We start from the raw sequence: 15,160 nt of genomic DNA, 5'->3' as shown, positions 1-15,160 counted from the left end.
TATATTTCAATTATTTCAAAGAACTATTTATCCACTTTTACGGGACAGTAATGATATAAGGTATGAAGTTGGAAGAAAAGGTTGGAGAGCTGCTGAAAGAAAAGAAATTGTTCCTTTCTACCGCAGAAAGTTGTACGGGCGGGGGAATTGCTGTTTTGATAACTTCTATTCCTGGCAGTTCGGAATACTTTAATGGTGGTATAGTGGCGTATTCCAATGAAATAAAGATGTCTTTGTTGCATGTGTCTGCCGAAACATTGGAAAAATATGGAGCGGTAAGCCGCGAAACTGTTACAGAAATGGTGAAAGGTGCGATGAAAACGCTGAAAACAGATTGTGCAGTGGCTACTTCCGGCATTGCAGGTCCTGGAGGCGGAACTCCGGAAAAGCCGGTGGGCACAGTGTGGATAGCTGCTGCCTATAAAAATGAAATCGTTACCATGAAGCAGGAGGGAGACGAGGGAAGAAAGGGAAATGTGAAAAAAGCAATTCAAAATGCCCTTATGTTGCTTTATGAGAGATTGAAATGAGGAAAAAATACTATTATACAGTGAATTATTTTAGGAAAAACTTGTTTGGTAACGATAAAAGTGCTTACTTTGCGCTCTGTTTGAAATAGGCAAAAAAGAAAACTATAAAATTAAGATAGAAATGTCAAAGATTTGTCAAATTACCGGAAAGAAGGCCATGATTGGCAACAATGTTTCACACTCAAAGAGAAGAACGAAGAGAACCTTTGATTTGAACTTGTTTAACAAGAAGTTCTACTATGTAGAGCAGGATTGCTGGATCAGCCTTAGCATTTGCGCTAATGGTTTGCGCGTTATTAATAAGAAAGGACTGGACGCTGCTTTGAAAGATGCGGTAGCTAAAGGTTATTGTGATTGGAAAAGCATTAAAGTTATTGGCTAAAGTAGAGGAGAATACTGATTATGGCAAAGAAAGCAAAAGGTAACAGAGTACAGGTGATTCTGGAATGCACAGAACACAAAGATAGCGGTATGCCGGGTACTTCTCGTTATATTACGACGAAGAACAGAAAGAATACCACAGAGAGATTGGAGTTGAAGAAATATAACCCGATTTTGAAGAGAGTAACAGTACATAAAGAAATCAAATAATAAATCTATAACTTATGGCAAAGAAAGCGGTAGCAACCTTGCACGAAGGAAGTAAAGAAGGACGTTCTTATACAAAGGTTATCAAAATGGTGAAGTCTCCTAAGACTGGTGCTTACATCTTTGATGAACAGATGGTCCGTAATGAAGATGTTCAGAACTTCTTTAAGAAATAAGATAAATACAGTGGCTGTAAAGCGCTGATGGATTATAAAAATCCCCTTGTCGGTTTTCCGGTAAGGGGATTCTTTGTGTATGCCCGGTATGGTTATTAGTGTGTGGGAAAAAGCCGACTTGTAACCTCCGCAATGTCTAATGATAGGTTGCGTAGGACTGGATATGTGTTCCTAATGGACTGCTATCTCAAATGGGTGCCCCGAATAGGAATCGCTGTATGCCGAACGGCATGTACGGTGATGTGAGAGATTGGAAAACTACTTAGTTTTCCTTCTACTCAATTAAAAAGAGGATGAAGTTTTTAATATTCGTCAGTTTTGTTATATCTTTGCTGAAAATGCGAAGATAGGCTGCACCTTAGCATAAGAAATGAACGAGTTCATTTTTATTCTATATTCGGTTTGCAATATCTTTACAGGGAATGCGAAAATAGATTGCATAAAAATAATTAATGTATGGGATTTTTTAGTTTTTTCTCCAAGGAAAAAAAGGAAACATTAGATAAAGGATTATCTAAGACCAAAGAAAGTGTGTTTGGCAAGATTGCACGTGCCGTGGCAGGAAAGTCAAAAGTTGATGATGAAGTATTGGATAATTTGGAAGAGGTGTTGATAACTTCGGATGTGGGCGTGGAAACGACACTGAGAATTATTGAACGTATCGAAAAGCGTGTAGCAGCAGACAAATATATGAATGCCACTGAGCTGAATCATATTTTACGTGATGAAATCGCAGCGTTGCTTACGGAGAATAATTCGGAGGATGTGGATGACTTTGAAGCACCGATTGCTAAGAAACCATACGTCATTATGGTAGTGGGCGTCAATGGTGTAGGGAAGACCACTACGATTGGTAAACTGGCTTATCAGTTCAAGAAAGCCGGAAAATCTGTTTATCTGGGTGCTGCCGATACTTTCCGTGCTGCTGCAGTGGAGCAGTTGGTAATATGGGGTGAACGGGTAGGCGTGCCTGTTGTGAAGCAGAAAATGGGTGCCGACCCAGCTTCAGTCGCTTTTGACACACTGAATTCTGCAACTGCCAATAATGCGGATGTAGTAATTATAGATACGGCAGGACGCCTTCATAATAAAGTCGGTTTGATGAATGAACTGACGAAAATCAAGAATGTGATGAAGAAGGTTGTCCCTGATGCTCCGAATGAAGTGTTGCTTGTGTTGGATGGCTCAACCGGACAGAATGCATTCGAGCAAGCCAAGCAGTTCACTCTGGCAACAGAGGTTACGGCAATGGCTGTTACAAAGTTGGACGGAACAGCCAAGGGTGGCGTAGTCATCGGCATTTCAGACCAGTTTAAGATTCCGGTTAAATATATTGGATTGGGTGAAGGAGTGGAAGATTTGCAGGTGTTCCGTAAAAAGGAATTTGTTGATTCACTGTTTGGGGAGAATGCATGAAACGGAAGACTATAGATATCATTACTTTAGGATGTTCTAAAAACCTAGTGGATTCGGAACATTTGATGCGCCAGTTGGAAGAAGAGGGATTCTATGTGACACATGATGCGGAAAGGCCAAAAGGACAGATTGTCGTAATCAATACTTGCGGTTTCATCGGTGATGCCAAAGAGGAATCCATTAATATGATTCTGGAATTTGCGCAGGCCAAGGAGGAAGGAAACTTGGAAAAGCTTTATGTAATGGGTTGTCTTTCGGAACGTTATCTGAAAGAATTGGCCGTTGAAATTCCCCAGGTGGATAAATTCTATGGTAAATTCAATTGGAAAGAATTGTTGCAGGATTTGGGAAAGGCCTATCATGACGAGTTGCACATAGAGCGTACACTGACCACTCCAAAGCATTATGCCTATTTGAAGATATCCGAAGGGTGTGACCGTAAATGTTCTTATTGTGCTATTCCCATCATTACGGGACGACATGTGTCACGCCCGATGGAGGAGATACTTGGTGAGGTGAGATATCTGGTTGCATGTGGTGTAAGGGAATTCCAAGTTATAGCCCAGGAGTTGACCTATTATGGAGTGGATTTATACAAGAAGCAAATGTTGCCCGAGCTTGTTGAGCGGATTTCGGATATTCCCGGAGTGGAGTGGATACGCTTGCACTATGCTTATCCGGCGCATTTCCCGGCTGATTTGCTTCGTGTGATGCGCGAACGTGACAATGTATGTAAATATATGGATATTGCCCTGCAACATATCAGCGACAATATGCTGCAAAGGATGCGCCGCCATGTGACGAAGGCTGAGACTTATAAGTTGATAGAACAATTCCGTGAGGAGGTTCCCGGTATCCATCTCCGTACTACACTGATGGTGGGGCATCCGGGAGAAACAGAAACTGATTTTGAGGAACTGAAAGAGTTTGTCCATAAAGTTCGTTTCGATAGAATGGGGGCTTTTGCGTATTCGGAAGAAGAAGGGACATATGCTGCTGCCGAATACGAGGATTCTATTCCCCAAGAAGTGAAGCAAGCGCGCCTGGATGAGTTAATGTCTATTCAACAAGGCATTTCAGGGGAGCTGAGTGCTGAAAAAGTAGGCAGGCGGATGAAAGTAATCATTGACCGGCTTGAAGGTGAATATTATATCGGACGTACAGAATTTGATTCTCCTGAAGTGGATCCAGAGGTTCTGATTGAACGTGGAGACAAAACATTACATATAGGTAACTTTTACCATGTAGAGATAATTAATTCCGATGATTTCGACCTTTTTGGGCGAATAATTTAAAGAATTTTCCTTATCTTCTTGCATATGTGAAGAAGATTTGCTAATATAGCACTGAAGTTCAATTTAAAAGCTTACATTTTGAATAACAAAGAGTTTACTTCTGAATTGTCGCGGAGGTTAGGATATACATTGAAAGATACTTCTGAGTTGGTTGCTTCATTGCTGTCGGATATGACACGACAGTTGGAGGAGGGGAATATTATCTCTATACAAGGCTTCGGCACATTCGAAGTGAAAAAGAAGGCAGAGCGTATATCAGTGAATCCGACTACAAAGCAGCGTATGTTGGTACCTCCTAAATTGGTGTTGACTTATAAGCCGAGTACATTATTGAAGGATAAGTTTAAGTAACTGGCTTTTAAAAATCTCCCGTATATGAATGAGAAACTGAACATACAAGATCTGATAGACACGCTGGCTGAAAGGCATGGCATGAGCAAGAAGAATGCGGATAGTTTTGTGAAAGAATTCTTCCAGCTGATTGAGGAGTCATTGGAGAAGGACAAGTATGTGAAGATACGAGGTTTGGGGACTTTCAAGCTGATAGATGTCGGGAGTCGTGAAAGCGTTAATGTGAATACGGGGGAAAGGTTTGAGATACAAGGGCATACAAAAGTGTCGTTTACGCCAGAACCGGCTTTGAAAGATATTGTCAATAGACCATTTTCGCATTTTGAAACTGTAGTTTTGAATGACGCTACAGTGCTTGAGGATACTTTGCAGGAAAATGACAGTGAAGATGATGAAGATATTGAAATCAAGACTCCGGAACAAGAGGTAAAGGAGAAGGTTGAACTTGCTGTTGAAGAAGAAACTGTAATCGTAGAAGATGAAATTACAATAAAAGAAGCGGTGGCGGAAGAGGCTGCTTTAGTGGAAGAACCGTTAGTCGAGCCAGAATCGGAAGTTGAAGAGGAGAAACCGGAAAAAACTGAACCGGAAGCAATACCTGAAAATATAGCTGCTACTGAGCTGAAACCGTCTGAGGCAGTGGTAAAAGATATGGCAGATTCTTCGACTATGAAATATTTTATAGGCATCGTTATTTTTGTAGTGTTATTGTGTGGTGGTGCTGTAGCTTTCATGTATTATCCGGACTTGCTTGACAAATTTGCGACAAACCTTCTTGTAAAAGAAGTTGCAGATTCAGATGTAAAGGAATCTGTTACTAAAAAGGCGAATGTTCTTACCGGTAAAGACAATATTGCTTTGACAGACAGTATTGTTTTTAAAAATGTTGTAGTTCCTGCCCGGACTGATACTGTGGCAGAAACTGTTGCTGCAACAACCGCTGCGCTTAAAAAGACTCCCGAAGAAAATGTACAAGCACAGTTTTTTGCTCCTAAAAAAGAGCAGAAAAAGACAGTTGTACCGTTTAAACCGGATTCTGTGGGGTATACGATTGTGGGAACAGAAACCACTTATACCATCAAGGAAGGAGAAACGCTGACTAGGGTGGCACTTCGTTTTTACAGAACAAAAGCTCTTTGGCCTTATATCGTGAAGCATAATCCCGACGTAATCAAGAATCCGGATAATGTGCCTTATGGTACCACTATCAAGATACCGAAACTGGCCAAGAAGCAGTAAAAAAATTGCTGCTTCTTTTTTTGTTAAATACTAAACTCTATGAAAGTAGTTTAATCTAAGGGCTTCGCATAGTTTTTTTAATAAAAATTAGTTGGTATGGTTAATTTATTCCTGTACTTTTGGGAGCTAAAAAAATGATTACCGGTTAAAAACCGGATAAATGAGGAAATTAAACATTAAAAAATAGATTGATTTATGGCTGAAACAATTGACATCCGCGAACTGAATGAGCGGATTGAAAGACAAAGTGCTTTCGTTACCAATCTTACCACAGGTATGGACCAGGTCATTGTAGGACAAAAGCATCTGGTAGAGTCGTTGTTGATTGGTTTGTTGTCTGATGGACATGTATTGTTGGAAGGTGTGCCCGGTTTGGCAAAGACTTTGGCTATCAAGACACTTTCTTCGCTGATTGATGCACAATACAGTCGCATTCAGTTTACGCCCGACTTGTTGCCTGCCGATGTAATAGGTACAATGGTTTACAGTCAAAAGGATGAAACGTTTCAAGTAAAAAAAGGTCCGGTTTTCGCAAACTTTGTTTTGGCCGATGAAATCAACCGTGCTCCCGCCAAAGTACAGAGTGCTTTGCTGGAAGCCATGCAGGAACGTCAAGTTACTATCGGCAATGAAACTTTCGGGTTGCCCAAGCCGTTCTTGGTGCTTGCCACGCAAAATCCTATTGAGCAGGAAGGTACTTATCCGCTGCCCGAAGCGCAAGTGGACCGTTTCATGCTGAAAGTCGTAATTGACTATCCGAAACTGGAAGAGGAGAAACTGATTATCCGCCAGAATATCAACGGAGAAAAGTTCAATGTGAAGCCAATCCTGAAAGCTGACGAAATTATCGAAGCCCGCAAGGTGGTTCGCCAGGTATATTTGGACGAGAAAATCGAAAAATATATTGTCGATATTGTATTTGCCACCCGTTATCCGGAGAAGTACGATCTGAAAGAGCTGAGAGACATGATTGGTTTCGGCGGTTCGCCCCGTGCCTCCATCAACCTGGCCCTGGCTGCCCGTAGCTACGCGTTCATCAAGCGCCGCGGTTATGTCATTCCGGAGGATGTGCGCGCTGTGGCACACGACGTACTTCGCCACCGTATCGGCTTGACTTACGAGGCAGAAGCCAGCAATATGACATCTGATGAAATCGTCAGCAAGATACTGAATAAGGTTGAAGTGCCCTAACGCATAATAAAGGTTTTCGTAGACTTGAGGTTTATAGTCCTGGACCTGAGGTTTAGCGTCATAAGCCTTAGGTTTGAGCATTCAAAACCTCCCCCCCTTTTCATAGGGAAGTTTCTGTTATAAACTAAATTGCGCATGTGTGCTTAAATGAGATTATTAAAATAAATCAATGGAAACAACAGAACTTTTGAAGAAAGTCCGTCAGATTGAGATAAAAACGCGTGGATTGTCCAACAATATCTTTGCCGGGCAGTATCACTCAGCCTTCAAGGGTAGAGGTATGGCATTCTCCGAAGTGCGTGAGTATCAGTTTGGCGACGACATACGTGACATCGACTGGAATGTGACCGCCCGCTTCAATAAGCCTTACGTCAAGGTGTTTGAGGAGGAGCGCGAATTGACTGTGATGTTGCTGGTAGATGTTTCCGGTAGTTTGGAATTCGGTACGGTAAAGCAGATGAAGAAGGATATGGTGACAGAAATTGCCGCAACACTTGCATTTTCGGCCATTCAGAACAATGATAAGATTGGTGTCATCTTCTTTTCTGACCGAATTGAAAAGTTTATTCCGCCCAAGAAGGGACGTAAGCATATACTTTATATCATCCGCGAATTGATAGATTTTCATGCGGAAAGCCGGAGGACTAACATTCGTCTGGGATTGGAGTATCTGACAAACGTAATGAAGCGTCGCTGTACGGCTTTTATCCTGTCGGACTTCATAGACCTAGAAAGTTTCAAGAACGCCTTGACCATTGCCAATCGTAAGCATGACTTGGTTGCCGTTCAGGTATACGACCGTCGTGTGGAAGAATTGCCATCTGTGGGACTGATGAAGATTAGGGATGCCGAGACGGGACACGAGCAGTGGATCGACACCTCCTCGCGTGCTGTGCGTCGTGCCCATCATGATTGGTGGGTGAACAAGCAGGCGGAATTGAATGAAACGTTTACCAAGAGTAATGTTGACAATGTGTCGGTACGTACCGACCAAGATTATGTCAAGGCATTAATGAATTTGTTTGCGAAACGAAATTAATCGGAAAATGAAAAGATATTTATTTCTGATAGCGTTATTAATAGCATGCTCGGGAAGGGTAGCAGCCCAGTCGGTAACGGTAGATGCTACAATTGACTCTTTGCAGATTCTTATTGGGGAGCAGGCAAGGATAAAGCTTCAAGTATCTCTGGATGCCGATAAACGTGCCATATTTCCGGTATATACCGATACGCTGGTGAATGGGGTTGAAATCATTGATGTGGCCAAGCCGGATACGCAACTGCTGAATGATGGCCGGCGTGCATTGATAACTCAAGAGTATACAATTACTTCTTTCGACTCGGCTCTTTATTATCTACCGCCTATGGAGGTGACAGTGGATAATGAGAAGTATTGCTCGAAAGCGTTGGCCTTGAAAGTATATTCAGTGAATGTCCCGTTAGACCCGGAGAATCCGGAACAGTTCTTTGGCCCCAAAACAGTGATGCAAGCACCTTTTGCTTGGGAAGATTGGTATGGTCTTATGGCTTGCGGTGCGCTGATTATCCCGATAGGGATATTGCTTGTCTATCTGATAATGCGTTTCTTTGACAATAAGCCTATTATCCGTAAGGTGAAGGTGGAGCCTAAGCTGCCTCCCCATCAGTTGGCCATGCAGGAGATAGAACGTATCAAAAATGAGAAGGTATGGCAGAAAGGGGAGCCGAAGGAATATTATACAGAATTGACCGATACTCTTCGTATGTATATAAAAGACCGTTTTGGTTTCAATGCGTTAGAAATGACTTCTACGGAAATCATAGATAAGTTACTGGAAATAAGAGATAAGGATGCGATTTCTGATTTGCGTGAATTGTTTCAGACTGCAGATTTGGTGAAATTTGCCAAGCATAATCCGTTGATGAACGAAAATGACGCTAACCTGATTAATGCCATTGACTTTATTAATGAAACCAAGGAGAAAGAAGAGGAGAATGCCAAGCCGCAGCCTACTGAGATTACCATTATCGAGAAACGTTCTTTGCGTACCAAGATTTTGCTAGGAGCAGGTATTGTGGTATTGGCTGTAGCCCTTGCGGGTTCATTGATATACATCGGTTTGGAGTTGTATAATTATTTTGCTTAATGCTGAAAAAGTGACTTCAATCAGATATATATGAATGAAAAATGAAGGATGTTTGGAACGAAGCTGAATTGTAAATCGTTAAATCGTACATAAATATGGTTTTTGCCAATATTGAATATTTATTTTTGCTGCTGTTGCTTATACCTTATGTAGTATGGTATATTATGAAGCGGAAGAATAGTGAAGCTGCGCTTCAAATTTCGGATGCCCGTGTGTATGCTCATACTCCTAGAAGCTATAAGAACTATTTATTGCATGTACCGTTTGTACTGCGGATAATTGCCTTGATACTGATTATCCTTGTTTTGGCACGTCCGCAAACCACAGATAGCTGGCAGAACAGTGAGATTGAGGGTATTGATATTATGCTTGCTATGGACGTTTCTACCAGTATGCTGGCCGAAGACTTGAAACCTAATCGGTTAGAAGCAGCCAAAGATGTGGCGGCAGAGTTTATTAACGGACGTCCGAATGACAATATAGGTATAACTTTGTTTGCAGGAGAAAGCTTTACGCAATGTCCATTGACAGTAGACCATGCCGTATTGTTGAACTTGCTTAAAGATATGAAATGCGGGCTGATTGAAGACGGAACTGCAATCGGTATGGGTATTGCCAATGCCGTTACCCGTTTGAAGGATAGCAAGGCAAAGTCGAAAGTCATTATTCTGCTGACGGACGGTGTCAATAATAAAGGTGATATTTCTCCTTTAACGGCTGCTGAAATAGCCAAAAACTTTGGCATTCGCGTTTATACTATTGGGGTAGGAACCAATGGTATGGCTCCTTATCCTTATCCGGTAGGCGGAACAGTGCAATATGTCAATATGCCCGTCGAGATTGATGAAAAGACTTTGACACAGATTGCCGGAACAACGGAAGGTAACTATTTCCGTGCCACCAGCAATTCGAAGTTGAAGGAAGTGTATGAGGAGATAGACAAGCTGGAGAAAACAAAATTGAATGTAAAAGAATACAGCAAGCGTCAGGAAGAGTACCGCTGGTTTGCGTTGGCTGCTTTCTTGTGTGTATTGCTGGAGGTACTGTTGCGCAACTCTATATTGAAGAAGATTCCGTAAGAGGATCTTTTCGATATGCTTGCACTAAAATAGTAAATTGTAAAATAGTAAATAAGAATATGTTTCGATTTGAAGAACCTGCATATTTGTACTTGCTGCTGCTACTGCCTTTATTGGCAGCCTTCTACTTGTACTCCAATTATCGGAGGAGGAAAGCCATTCGTAAGTTTGGTGACCCTATACTGATGGCACAGTTAATGCCGGATGTTTCCAAATACCGCCCGGATGTGAAGTTTTGGTTGTTTTTTGCGGCTATCGGATTGTTCACGGTACTGCTGGCACGTCCACAGTTCGGTTCCAAACTGGAGACGGTAAAACGTCAGGGAGTGGAAGTGATGATTGCGCTGGATATATCCAATTCCATGCTGGCACAAGACGTACAGCCAAGCCGATTGCAGAAGGCAAAACGGCTGGTGGCACAGTTGGTGGATAAGATGCAAAATGACAAGGTCGGTATGATTGTTTTTGCAGGTGACGCATTTACCCAGTTACCTATTACGAGTGATTATATTTCTGCCAAGATGTTTTTGGAGTCCATCGACCCTTCGCTGATTTCCAAGCAAGGTACGGCAATTGGAGCTGCAATAAATCTGGCTGCCCGGAGTTTCACCCCTCAGGAAGGAGTGGGACGTACTGTTATTGTCATCACCGACGGTGAAAACCATGAAGGTGGTGCTGTAGAAGCCGCTAAGGCCGCTGCTGAGAAAGGTATCCAGGTCAATGTATTAGGGGTAGGTATGCCTGAGGGGGCCCCCATTCCAATAGAGGGCACTAATGATTATCGTCGTGACCGTGAAGGTAACGTAATCGTTACCCGCTTGAATGAGCAGATGTGCCAGGAAATTGCTCAGGCAGGAAATGGTATTTATGTGCGCGTAGACAATACAAATGGTGCACAGAAAGCGATTAGTCAGGAAATCAGCAAGATGGCAAAGGCAGATGTGGAAACACAGGTGTACACGGAATTCAATGAACAGTTTCAGGCAGTGGCATGGATTATCCTGCTGTTGTTACTGGCTGAGATGTTGATATTGGAGCGCAAGAATCCTCTGTTCCGCAACATTCATTTATTTTCTAATAAGAAATGATGCGTATGTTACAGAAAAAGTATATTGGAATGGTATTGCTGCTGTTAGTGGCAGTTTCAGCTTCTGCACAGAAGGCGGAACGCGATTATATCCGTAAAGGAAATCGTTTTTTTAAGGATAGCATATATGTGGACGCGGAAGTGAACTACCGGAAGGCTCTGGAGGTAAATCCGAAGTCAACGGTCTCCATGTTTAACTTGGGAAATACATTGACTCAGCAGAACAAGCTGCAGGAAGCGATGGAGCAATATGTGGGAGCAACCAAGATAGAAAAGGACAAATCGAACTTGTCACAGATTTATCATAATATGGGAGTCATCTTTCATTCTCAGAAGGATTATGCAAAGGCGGTAGAAGCTTATAAGGAGTCGTTACGCAATAATCCGAAAGATGATGAAACGCGCTATAACCTTGCTTTAGCACAGAAACAGTTGCAAGACCAGCAGCAGAACCAGAATCAAGATCAGGATAAACAGGACCGACAGAAGGAGCAGGATAAACAGCAGGATCGGCAGAAAGACCAGCAACAGAATCAAGACCAGCAACAACAACCTTCTCAGCCGGAAAAGAAAGATAATGAGATGTCTAAGGAAAATGCCGAGCAGCTGTTGAACTCTGTCATGCAGGACGAGAAGGATGTGCAAGATAAAGTGAAAAAGCAGCAGGTACTTCAAGGAGGTCGCTTGGAAAAGGATTGGTAACAAACATAATAGGAAGTAATATATGAGAAAAATAGTTTTCTTATGGATAGCACTGATTGCAGTCAGTATGAATGCCTTTGCCGATGGCAAGGTATCGTTTACTGCGTCTGCTCCTGACGCTGTGGCGGTAGGAGACCAGTTCAGACTGTCGTATACGGTGACTACACAAAAGGTGAGGGCTTTTCGTGCTCCTTCTATTAAGGGATTTGATGTGTTGATGGGACCCAGCCGCTCGCAGCAAAGTAGCGTGCAGATGATTAATGGACAGACGACTTCAACCAGCAGCATTACATTCACTTACATTTTAATGGCCACTGCAGAAGGTGATTTTACCATTCCGGGAGCCACTATTACTGCTGATGGTAATCAAATGGTTTCTAATTCTGTACAAGTAAGGGTTCTTCCGGCAGATCAGTCTGCCAATGGAGCATCTTCTGGAAATGGCGGCAAACAGAGTGGGGACGTTGCCAGCCGCGCTTCTTCCGGAACATCTGTATCGAATAGTGATTTGTTCATTACAGCCACTGCCAGTAAGATGACGGTGTATGAACAAGAGGCTTTTCTACTGACATACAAGATATACACTTTGGTGGACTTACGTATGTTTGATAATGTGAAATTGCCTGACTTCAAAGGATTCCATTCTCAGGAAGTAGAATTGCCTAATGATAGAAGATGGAGATTGGAGCATTATAAAGGTAGAAATTATCAGTCTACTATCTATCGTCAGTTTGTGTTGTTCCCGCAACAAGCCGGTAAGCTGACAATTGATGCTGCACGCTTTGACGCTTCCATTGCAAAAGCTACACAAGTTGCCGATCCATTTGAGGCATTTTTCAATGGAGGAAGCAATTACGTAGAAGTCAAGAAGACAATTTTGACTCCGCAACTGACAATTGACGTAAAACCTTTGCCGGCAGGTAAGCCAGCCGATTTTTCGGGAGGAGTGGGAGAGTTCAATATAACTTCTTCTATCAATAGTACAAATGTCAAGACCAATGATGCTGTTACTGTCAAACTTGTCATTTCTGGTACCGGCAATCTGAAATTGCTTTCTAATCCGGAAGTTAAATTCCCCGAGGATTTTGAAGTATATGATCCGAAGGTGGACAGTAAATTCCGTCTGACAAATTCGGGTCTCTCCGGTAGCAAGGTCATCGAGTATCTGGCAATTCCGCGTAATGCCGGAACTTATAAGATTCCTGCCGTAAGATTTAGTTATTTTGATATTAATTCCCGTTCGTATAAAACGTTGACTACAGAAGAATACGAATTACATGTGGAAAAGGGAGCAGGTAATGCTGCTCAGACCATTGCAAACTTTACAAGCAAGGAAGATTTGAAAGTATTGAACGAGGATATTCGTTTTATCAAGCAGAATAATGTTACTCTGTCTCCCAAAGGCGATTTCTTCTTCGGTTCGTTGACGTATTGGTTGCTTTATTTGATACCGGGTATTGCATTCATTGCATTTTTTATCATCTATCGTAAGCAAATAGCAGCCAATGCAAATGTAGCAAAGATGCGTACCAAGAAAGCCAATAAAGTGGCGGTGAAACGTATGAAGCAAGCTGGTAAATTACTGGCTGAGAATAAGAAAGATGCGTTTTATGATGAGGTCTTGAAGGCTCTTTGGGGATATATCAGTGATAAATTGAACATTCCGGTATCCCGTTTGTCTAAGGATAATATCGAAGAGGAACTTCGTAATTATGGTGTGAATGATGCGTTGATAAAGGAATTCCTCGATGCATTGAACAACTGTGAGTTTGCCCGCTTTGCTCCGGGTGATGATAACCAGGCTATGGATAAGGTATATTCAGCTTCTTTGGAAGTTATCAGCAAAATGGAAAACTCGATAAAACATTAATCAGGAGGAAATGGTAATGAATAAAATATTGTTTTTTACTCTTAGTCTAGCGATGGCAATTACTGCCTATGGGCAGAATTCCGCATCTGTAGATACATTACAGACTGCCGATGATTCTATATCTGCCAGTTCACATGCGGAATTCTCTGCTGCAAGACAAGAAAGCAATGTGACAAAAGCTGAAGGTGACAGCGCCTATATACGGAATGATTATGCTTCTGCCATTCAAATATATGAGAATCTATTAAAGAAGGGAGAGGCTGCAGAAGTCTATTATAATCTTGGCAACAGTTATTATAAGGCAGATGATATGGCAAAAGCTATATTGAATTATGAGCGTGCCTTGTTGTTGGAGCCTGGTAACGCTGATATTCGTGCAAATTTGGAGATAGCACGTTCTAAGACAATCGATAAGGTAATTCCAGTTCCTGAGGTTTTCTTTGTATCTTGGACTAAATCGTTGATTAATTGTCTTAGCGTAGATGCATGGGCTAAGTTGGGGATTGTATTCTTTATACTGTTACTCGTTTCATTCTATCTCTTTTTCTTTTCAAAACAGGTCATGGGAAAGAAAGTGGGATTCATTGCAGGAATAGTATTCTTGGTTTTTGTTATATTGAGTAATGTGTTTGCTGCTCAGCAAAAAGACGAACTGATGAATCGTAATGAAGCTATAGTGTTGGCTCCTAGTGTCACAGTACGCAGCACGCCCAGCGAAAGTGGTACAAGTCTATTCATTCTTCATGAAGGACGTAAAGTTGAAATAAAAGACAACTCTATGCGTGAATGGAAAGAAATTCGTTTGGAAGACGGTAAAGTAGGGTGGGTTCCAGCTTCCACCGTAGAGGGTATTTAATTCTCCTTATATCTAAAACACGGCTCGTATAAAGCGGTATTATTGGTTTATACGAGCTGTTTCTGTATGTTTTTAGGGGATTCTTCCCTGTGCTTATAATTCTGTACACTTGAAAAATGATTATTTTGGGGAGAGGCAATATTCTTTTTGAAAAAAGATAAAGAAATAGTTTGTTTTATCTTTTTTTTCCTTAAATTTATAGCGTGATAATAAAAGTATAGAGTATTAACCATTAAATTTATGAATATGAGAACAATAACATTTAATGAATTACGTAAGATTAAAGACTCATTGCCCAGTGGTAGTATGCATAGAATAGCCGATGAACTTGGACTGAATGTTGACACTGTAAGAAATTTCTTCGGTGGACACAATTTTAAGGAGGGGAAAAGTGTTGGGATTCACTTGGAACCTGGACCAGATGGTGGATTGGTTATGATTGATGATACTACTGTTTTGGAGCGAGCTTTAAAAATCTTAGATGAAATGGCAGGTAAGACTGAAGAGGCTGTTCGAGCTTAAGAAGAGATAGAATCCCAATTGCTGATAACAATTGGGATTTCTTGCTTGTTTTAATCTCAAAATCATGGAAGATAAATTAGTTAGTTACTTACTTTGGCAATCTAACGTACAATTGAAGGATGTTCTTGAAAA

17 protein-coding genes are annotated in these 15,160 nt (G+C 41.6%); all 17 read left to right on the top strand.

Translation table 11 applies throughout. The annotated features are described in order from the left end of the window. Positions 1-62 precede the first annotated feature (62 nt). The 17 genes from E5355_RS15165 (at position 63) to E5355_RS15085 (ending at position 15,028) form a co-directional block, all read left to right on the top strand. Entirely contained in the window at positions 63-530 is a 468-nt protein-coding gene (locus E5355_RS15165) for a CinA family protein (RefSeq protein WP_136010998.1), read from the top strand. Positions 531-651: 121 nt separating this feature from the next. Then, positions 652-912 (top strand): 50S ribosomal protein L28, encoded by a 261-nt coding sequence (gene rpmB, locus E5355_RS15160; protein ID WP_136010997.1) that lies wholly within the window; start codon positions 652-654, stop codon positions 910-912. Positions 913-932: 20 nt separating this feature from the next. Next, positions 933-1,121, top strand: coding sequence for a 50S ribosomal protein L33 (rpmG, locus tag E5355_RS15155; RefSeq protein ID WP_002560155.1), 189 nt, complete (start codon positions 933-935; stop codon positions 1,119-1,121). A 14-nt stretch (positions 1,122-1,135) separates the two neighbouring features. Beyond that, complete coding sequence (locus E5355_RS15150; RefSeq protein ID WP_005827735.1) at positions 1,136-1,294, top strand: DUF4295 domain-containing protein; 159 nt, start codon at positions 1,136-1,138, stop codon at positions 1,292-1,294. Between the two features lie 456 nt (positions 1,295-1,750). Further along, entirely contained in the window at positions 1,751-2,710 is a 960-nt protein-coding gene (gene ftsY, locus E5355_RS15145; RefSeq protein WP_136010996.1) for a signal recognition particle-docking protein FtsY, read from the top strand. After that, positions 2,707-4,005 (top strand): 30S ribosomal protein S12 methylthiotransferase RimO, encoded by a 1,299-nt coding sequence (rimO, locus tag E5355_RS15140; protein WP_136010995.1) that lies wholly within the window; start codon positions 2,707-2,709, stop codon positions 4,003-4,005. The genes ftsY and rimO overlap by 4 nt, the downstream gene beginning before the upstream one ends. Positions 4,006-4,083: 78 nt before the next feature. Beyond that, positions 4,084-4,356 carry an HU family DNA-binding protein gene (locus E5355_RS15135; protein ID WP_025832116.1) on the top strand — a complete coding sequence of 91 codons (273 nt, stop codon included), beginning with the start codon at positions 4,084-4,086 and terminating at the stop codon, positions 4,354-4,356. Between the two features lie 24 nt (positions 4,357-4,380). Further along, entirely contained in the window at positions 4,381-5,595 is a 1,215-nt protein-coding gene (locus tag E5355_RS15130; RefSeq protein WP_136010994.1) for an HU family DNA-binding protein, read from the top strand. A 195-nt stretch (positions 5,596-5,790) separates the two neighbouring features. Beyond that, positions 5,791-6,786, top strand: coding sequence for an AAA family ATPase (locus E5355_RS15125; RefSeq protein WP_136010993.1), 996 nt, complete (start codon positions 5,791-5,793; stop codon positions 6,784-6,786). A gap of 169 nt (positions 6,787-6,955) precedes the next feature. Next, a complete protein-coding gene (locus E5355_RS15120; RefSeq protein ID WP_136010992.1) occupies positions 6,956-7,825 on the top strand; it encodes a DUF58 domain-containing protein in 870 nt (289 codons plus the stop codon). A 7-nt stretch (positions 7,826-7,832) separates the two neighbouring features. Further along, positions 7,833-8,912 carry a hypothetical protein gene (locus E5355_RS15115; protein ID WP_136010991.1) on the top strand — a complete coding sequence of 360 codons (1,080 nt, stop codon included), beginning with the start codon at positions 7,833-7,835 and terminating at the stop codon, positions 8,910-8,912. 95 nt (positions 8,913-9,007) lie between these two features. Then, on the top strand, positions 9,008-9,991 hold the full coding sequence (locus E5355_RS15110; protein WP_136010990.1) for a vWA domain-containing protein: 984 nt from the start codon (positions 9,008-9,010) through the stop codon (positions 9,989-9,991). A 59-nt stretch (positions 9,992-10,050) separates the two neighbouring features. Further along, positions 10,051-11,079 carry a VWA domain-containing protein gene (locus E5355_RS15105; RefSeq protein ID WP_136010989.1) on the top strand — a complete coding sequence of 343 codons (1,029 nt, stop codon included), beginning with the start codon at positions 10,051-10,053 and terminating at the stop codon, positions 11,077-11,079. Then, entirely contained in the window at positions 11,076-11,780 is a 705-nt protein-coding gene (locus E5355_RS15100) for a tetratricopeptide repeat protein (protein ID WP_136010988.1), read from the top strand. The genes E5355_RS15105 and E5355_RS15100 overlap by 4 nt, the downstream gene beginning before the upstream one ends. Positions 11,781-11,802: 22 nt before the next feature. Next, positions 11,803-13,650, top strand: coding sequence for a BatD family protein (locus E5355_RS15095; RefSeq protein ID WP_136010987.1), 1,848 nt, complete (start codon positions 11,803-11,805; stop codon positions 13,648-13,650). A 10-nt stretch (positions 13,651-13,660) separates the two neighbouring features. Further along, positions 13,661-14,506 (top strand): tetratricopeptide repeat protein, encoded by an 846-nt coding sequence (locus E5355_RS15090; RefSeq protein WP_136010986.1) that lies wholly within the window; start codon positions 13,661-13,663, stop codon positions 14,504-14,506. A gap of 246 nt (positions 14,507-14,752) precedes the next feature. Then, positions 14,753-15,028, top strand: coding sequence for a DNA-binding protein (locus tag E5355_RS15085; RefSeq protein ID WP_085929906.1), 276 nt, complete (start codon positions 14,753-14,755; stop codon positions 15,026-15,028). Positions 15,029-15,160: the final 132 nt, after the last annotated feature.

Origin of the sequence: Bacteroides muris (ex Afrizal et al. 2022), assembly GCF_004793475.1 — a bacterium.
Classification (GTDB): domain Bacteria; phylum Bacteroidota; class Bacteroidia; order Bacteroidales; family Bacteroidaceae; genus Bacteroides; species Bacteroides muris.
This window is presented reverse-complemented; position numbering and strand designations above follow the sequence as displayed.

What these genes read in the sequence shown, in the direction of transcription:
- E5355_RS15165 (WP_136010998.1), top strand. Translation starts at nt 63, where the DNA reads ATGAAGTTGGAAGAAAAGGTTGGAGAGCTGCTGAAAGAAAAGAAATTG.
- rpmB (WP_136010997.1), top strand. Translation starts at nt 652, where the DNA reads ATGTCAAAGATTTGTCAAATTACCGGAAAGAAGGCCATGATTGGCAAC.
- rpmG (WP_002560155.1), top strand. Translation starts at nt 933, where the DNA reads ATGGCAAAGAAAGCAAAAGGTAACAGAGTACAGGTGATTCTGGAATGC.
- E5355_RS15150 (WP_005827735.1), top strand. Translation starts at nt 1,136, where the DNA reads ATGGCAAAGAAAGCGGTAGCAACCTTGCACGAAGGAAGTAAAGAAGGA.
- ftsY (WP_136010996.1), top strand. Translation starts at nt 1,751, where the DNA reads ATGGGATTTTTTAGTTTTTTCTCCAAGGAAAAAAAGGAAACATTAGAT.
- rimO (WP_136010995.1), top strand. Translation starts at nt 2,707, where the DNA reads ATGAAACGGAAGACTATAGATATCATTACTTTAGGATGTTCTAAAAAC.
- E5355_RS15130 (WP_136010994.1), top strand. Translation starts at nt 4,381, where the DNA reads ATGAATGAGAAACTGAACATACAAGATCTGATAGACACGCTGGCTGAA.
- E5355_RS15125 (WP_136010993.1), top strand. Translation starts at nt 5,791, where the DNA reads ATGGCTGAAACAATTGACATCCGCGAACTGAATGAGCGGATTGAAAGA.
- E5355_RS15120 (WP_136010992.1), top strand. Translation starts at nt 6,956, where the DNA reads ATGGAAACAACAGAACTTTTGAAGAAAGTCCGTCAGATTGAGATAAAA.
- E5355_RS15115 (WP_136010991.1), top strand. Translation starts at nt 7,833, where the DNA reads ATGAAAAGATATTTATTTCTGATAGCGTTATTAATAGCATGCTCGGGA.
- E5355_RS15110 (WP_136010990.1), top strand. Translation starts at nt 9,008, where the DNA reads ATGGTTTTTGCCAATATTGAATATTTATTTTTGCTGCTGTTGCTTATA.
- E5355_RS15105 (WP_136010989.1), top strand. Translation starts at nt 10,051, where the DNA reads ATGTTTCGATTTGAAGAACCTGCATATTTGTACTTGCTGCTGCTACTG.
- E5355_RS15100 (WP_136010988.1), top strand. Translation starts at nt 11,076, where the DNA reads ATGATGCGTATGTTACAGAAAAAGTATATTGGAATGGTATTGCTGCTG.
- E5355_RS15095 (WP_136010987.1), top strand. Translation starts at nt 11,803, where the DNA reads ATGAGAAAAATAGTTTTCTTATGGATAGCACTGATTGCAGTCAGTATG.
- E5355_RS15090 (WP_136010986.1), top strand. Translation starts at nt 13,661, where the DNA reads ATGGTAATGAATAAAATATTGTTTTTTACTCTTAGTCTAGCGATGGCA.
- E5355_RS15085 (WP_085929906.1), top strand. Translation starts at nt 14,753, where the DNA reads ATGAGAACAATAACATTTAATGAATTACGTAAGATTAAAGACTCATTG.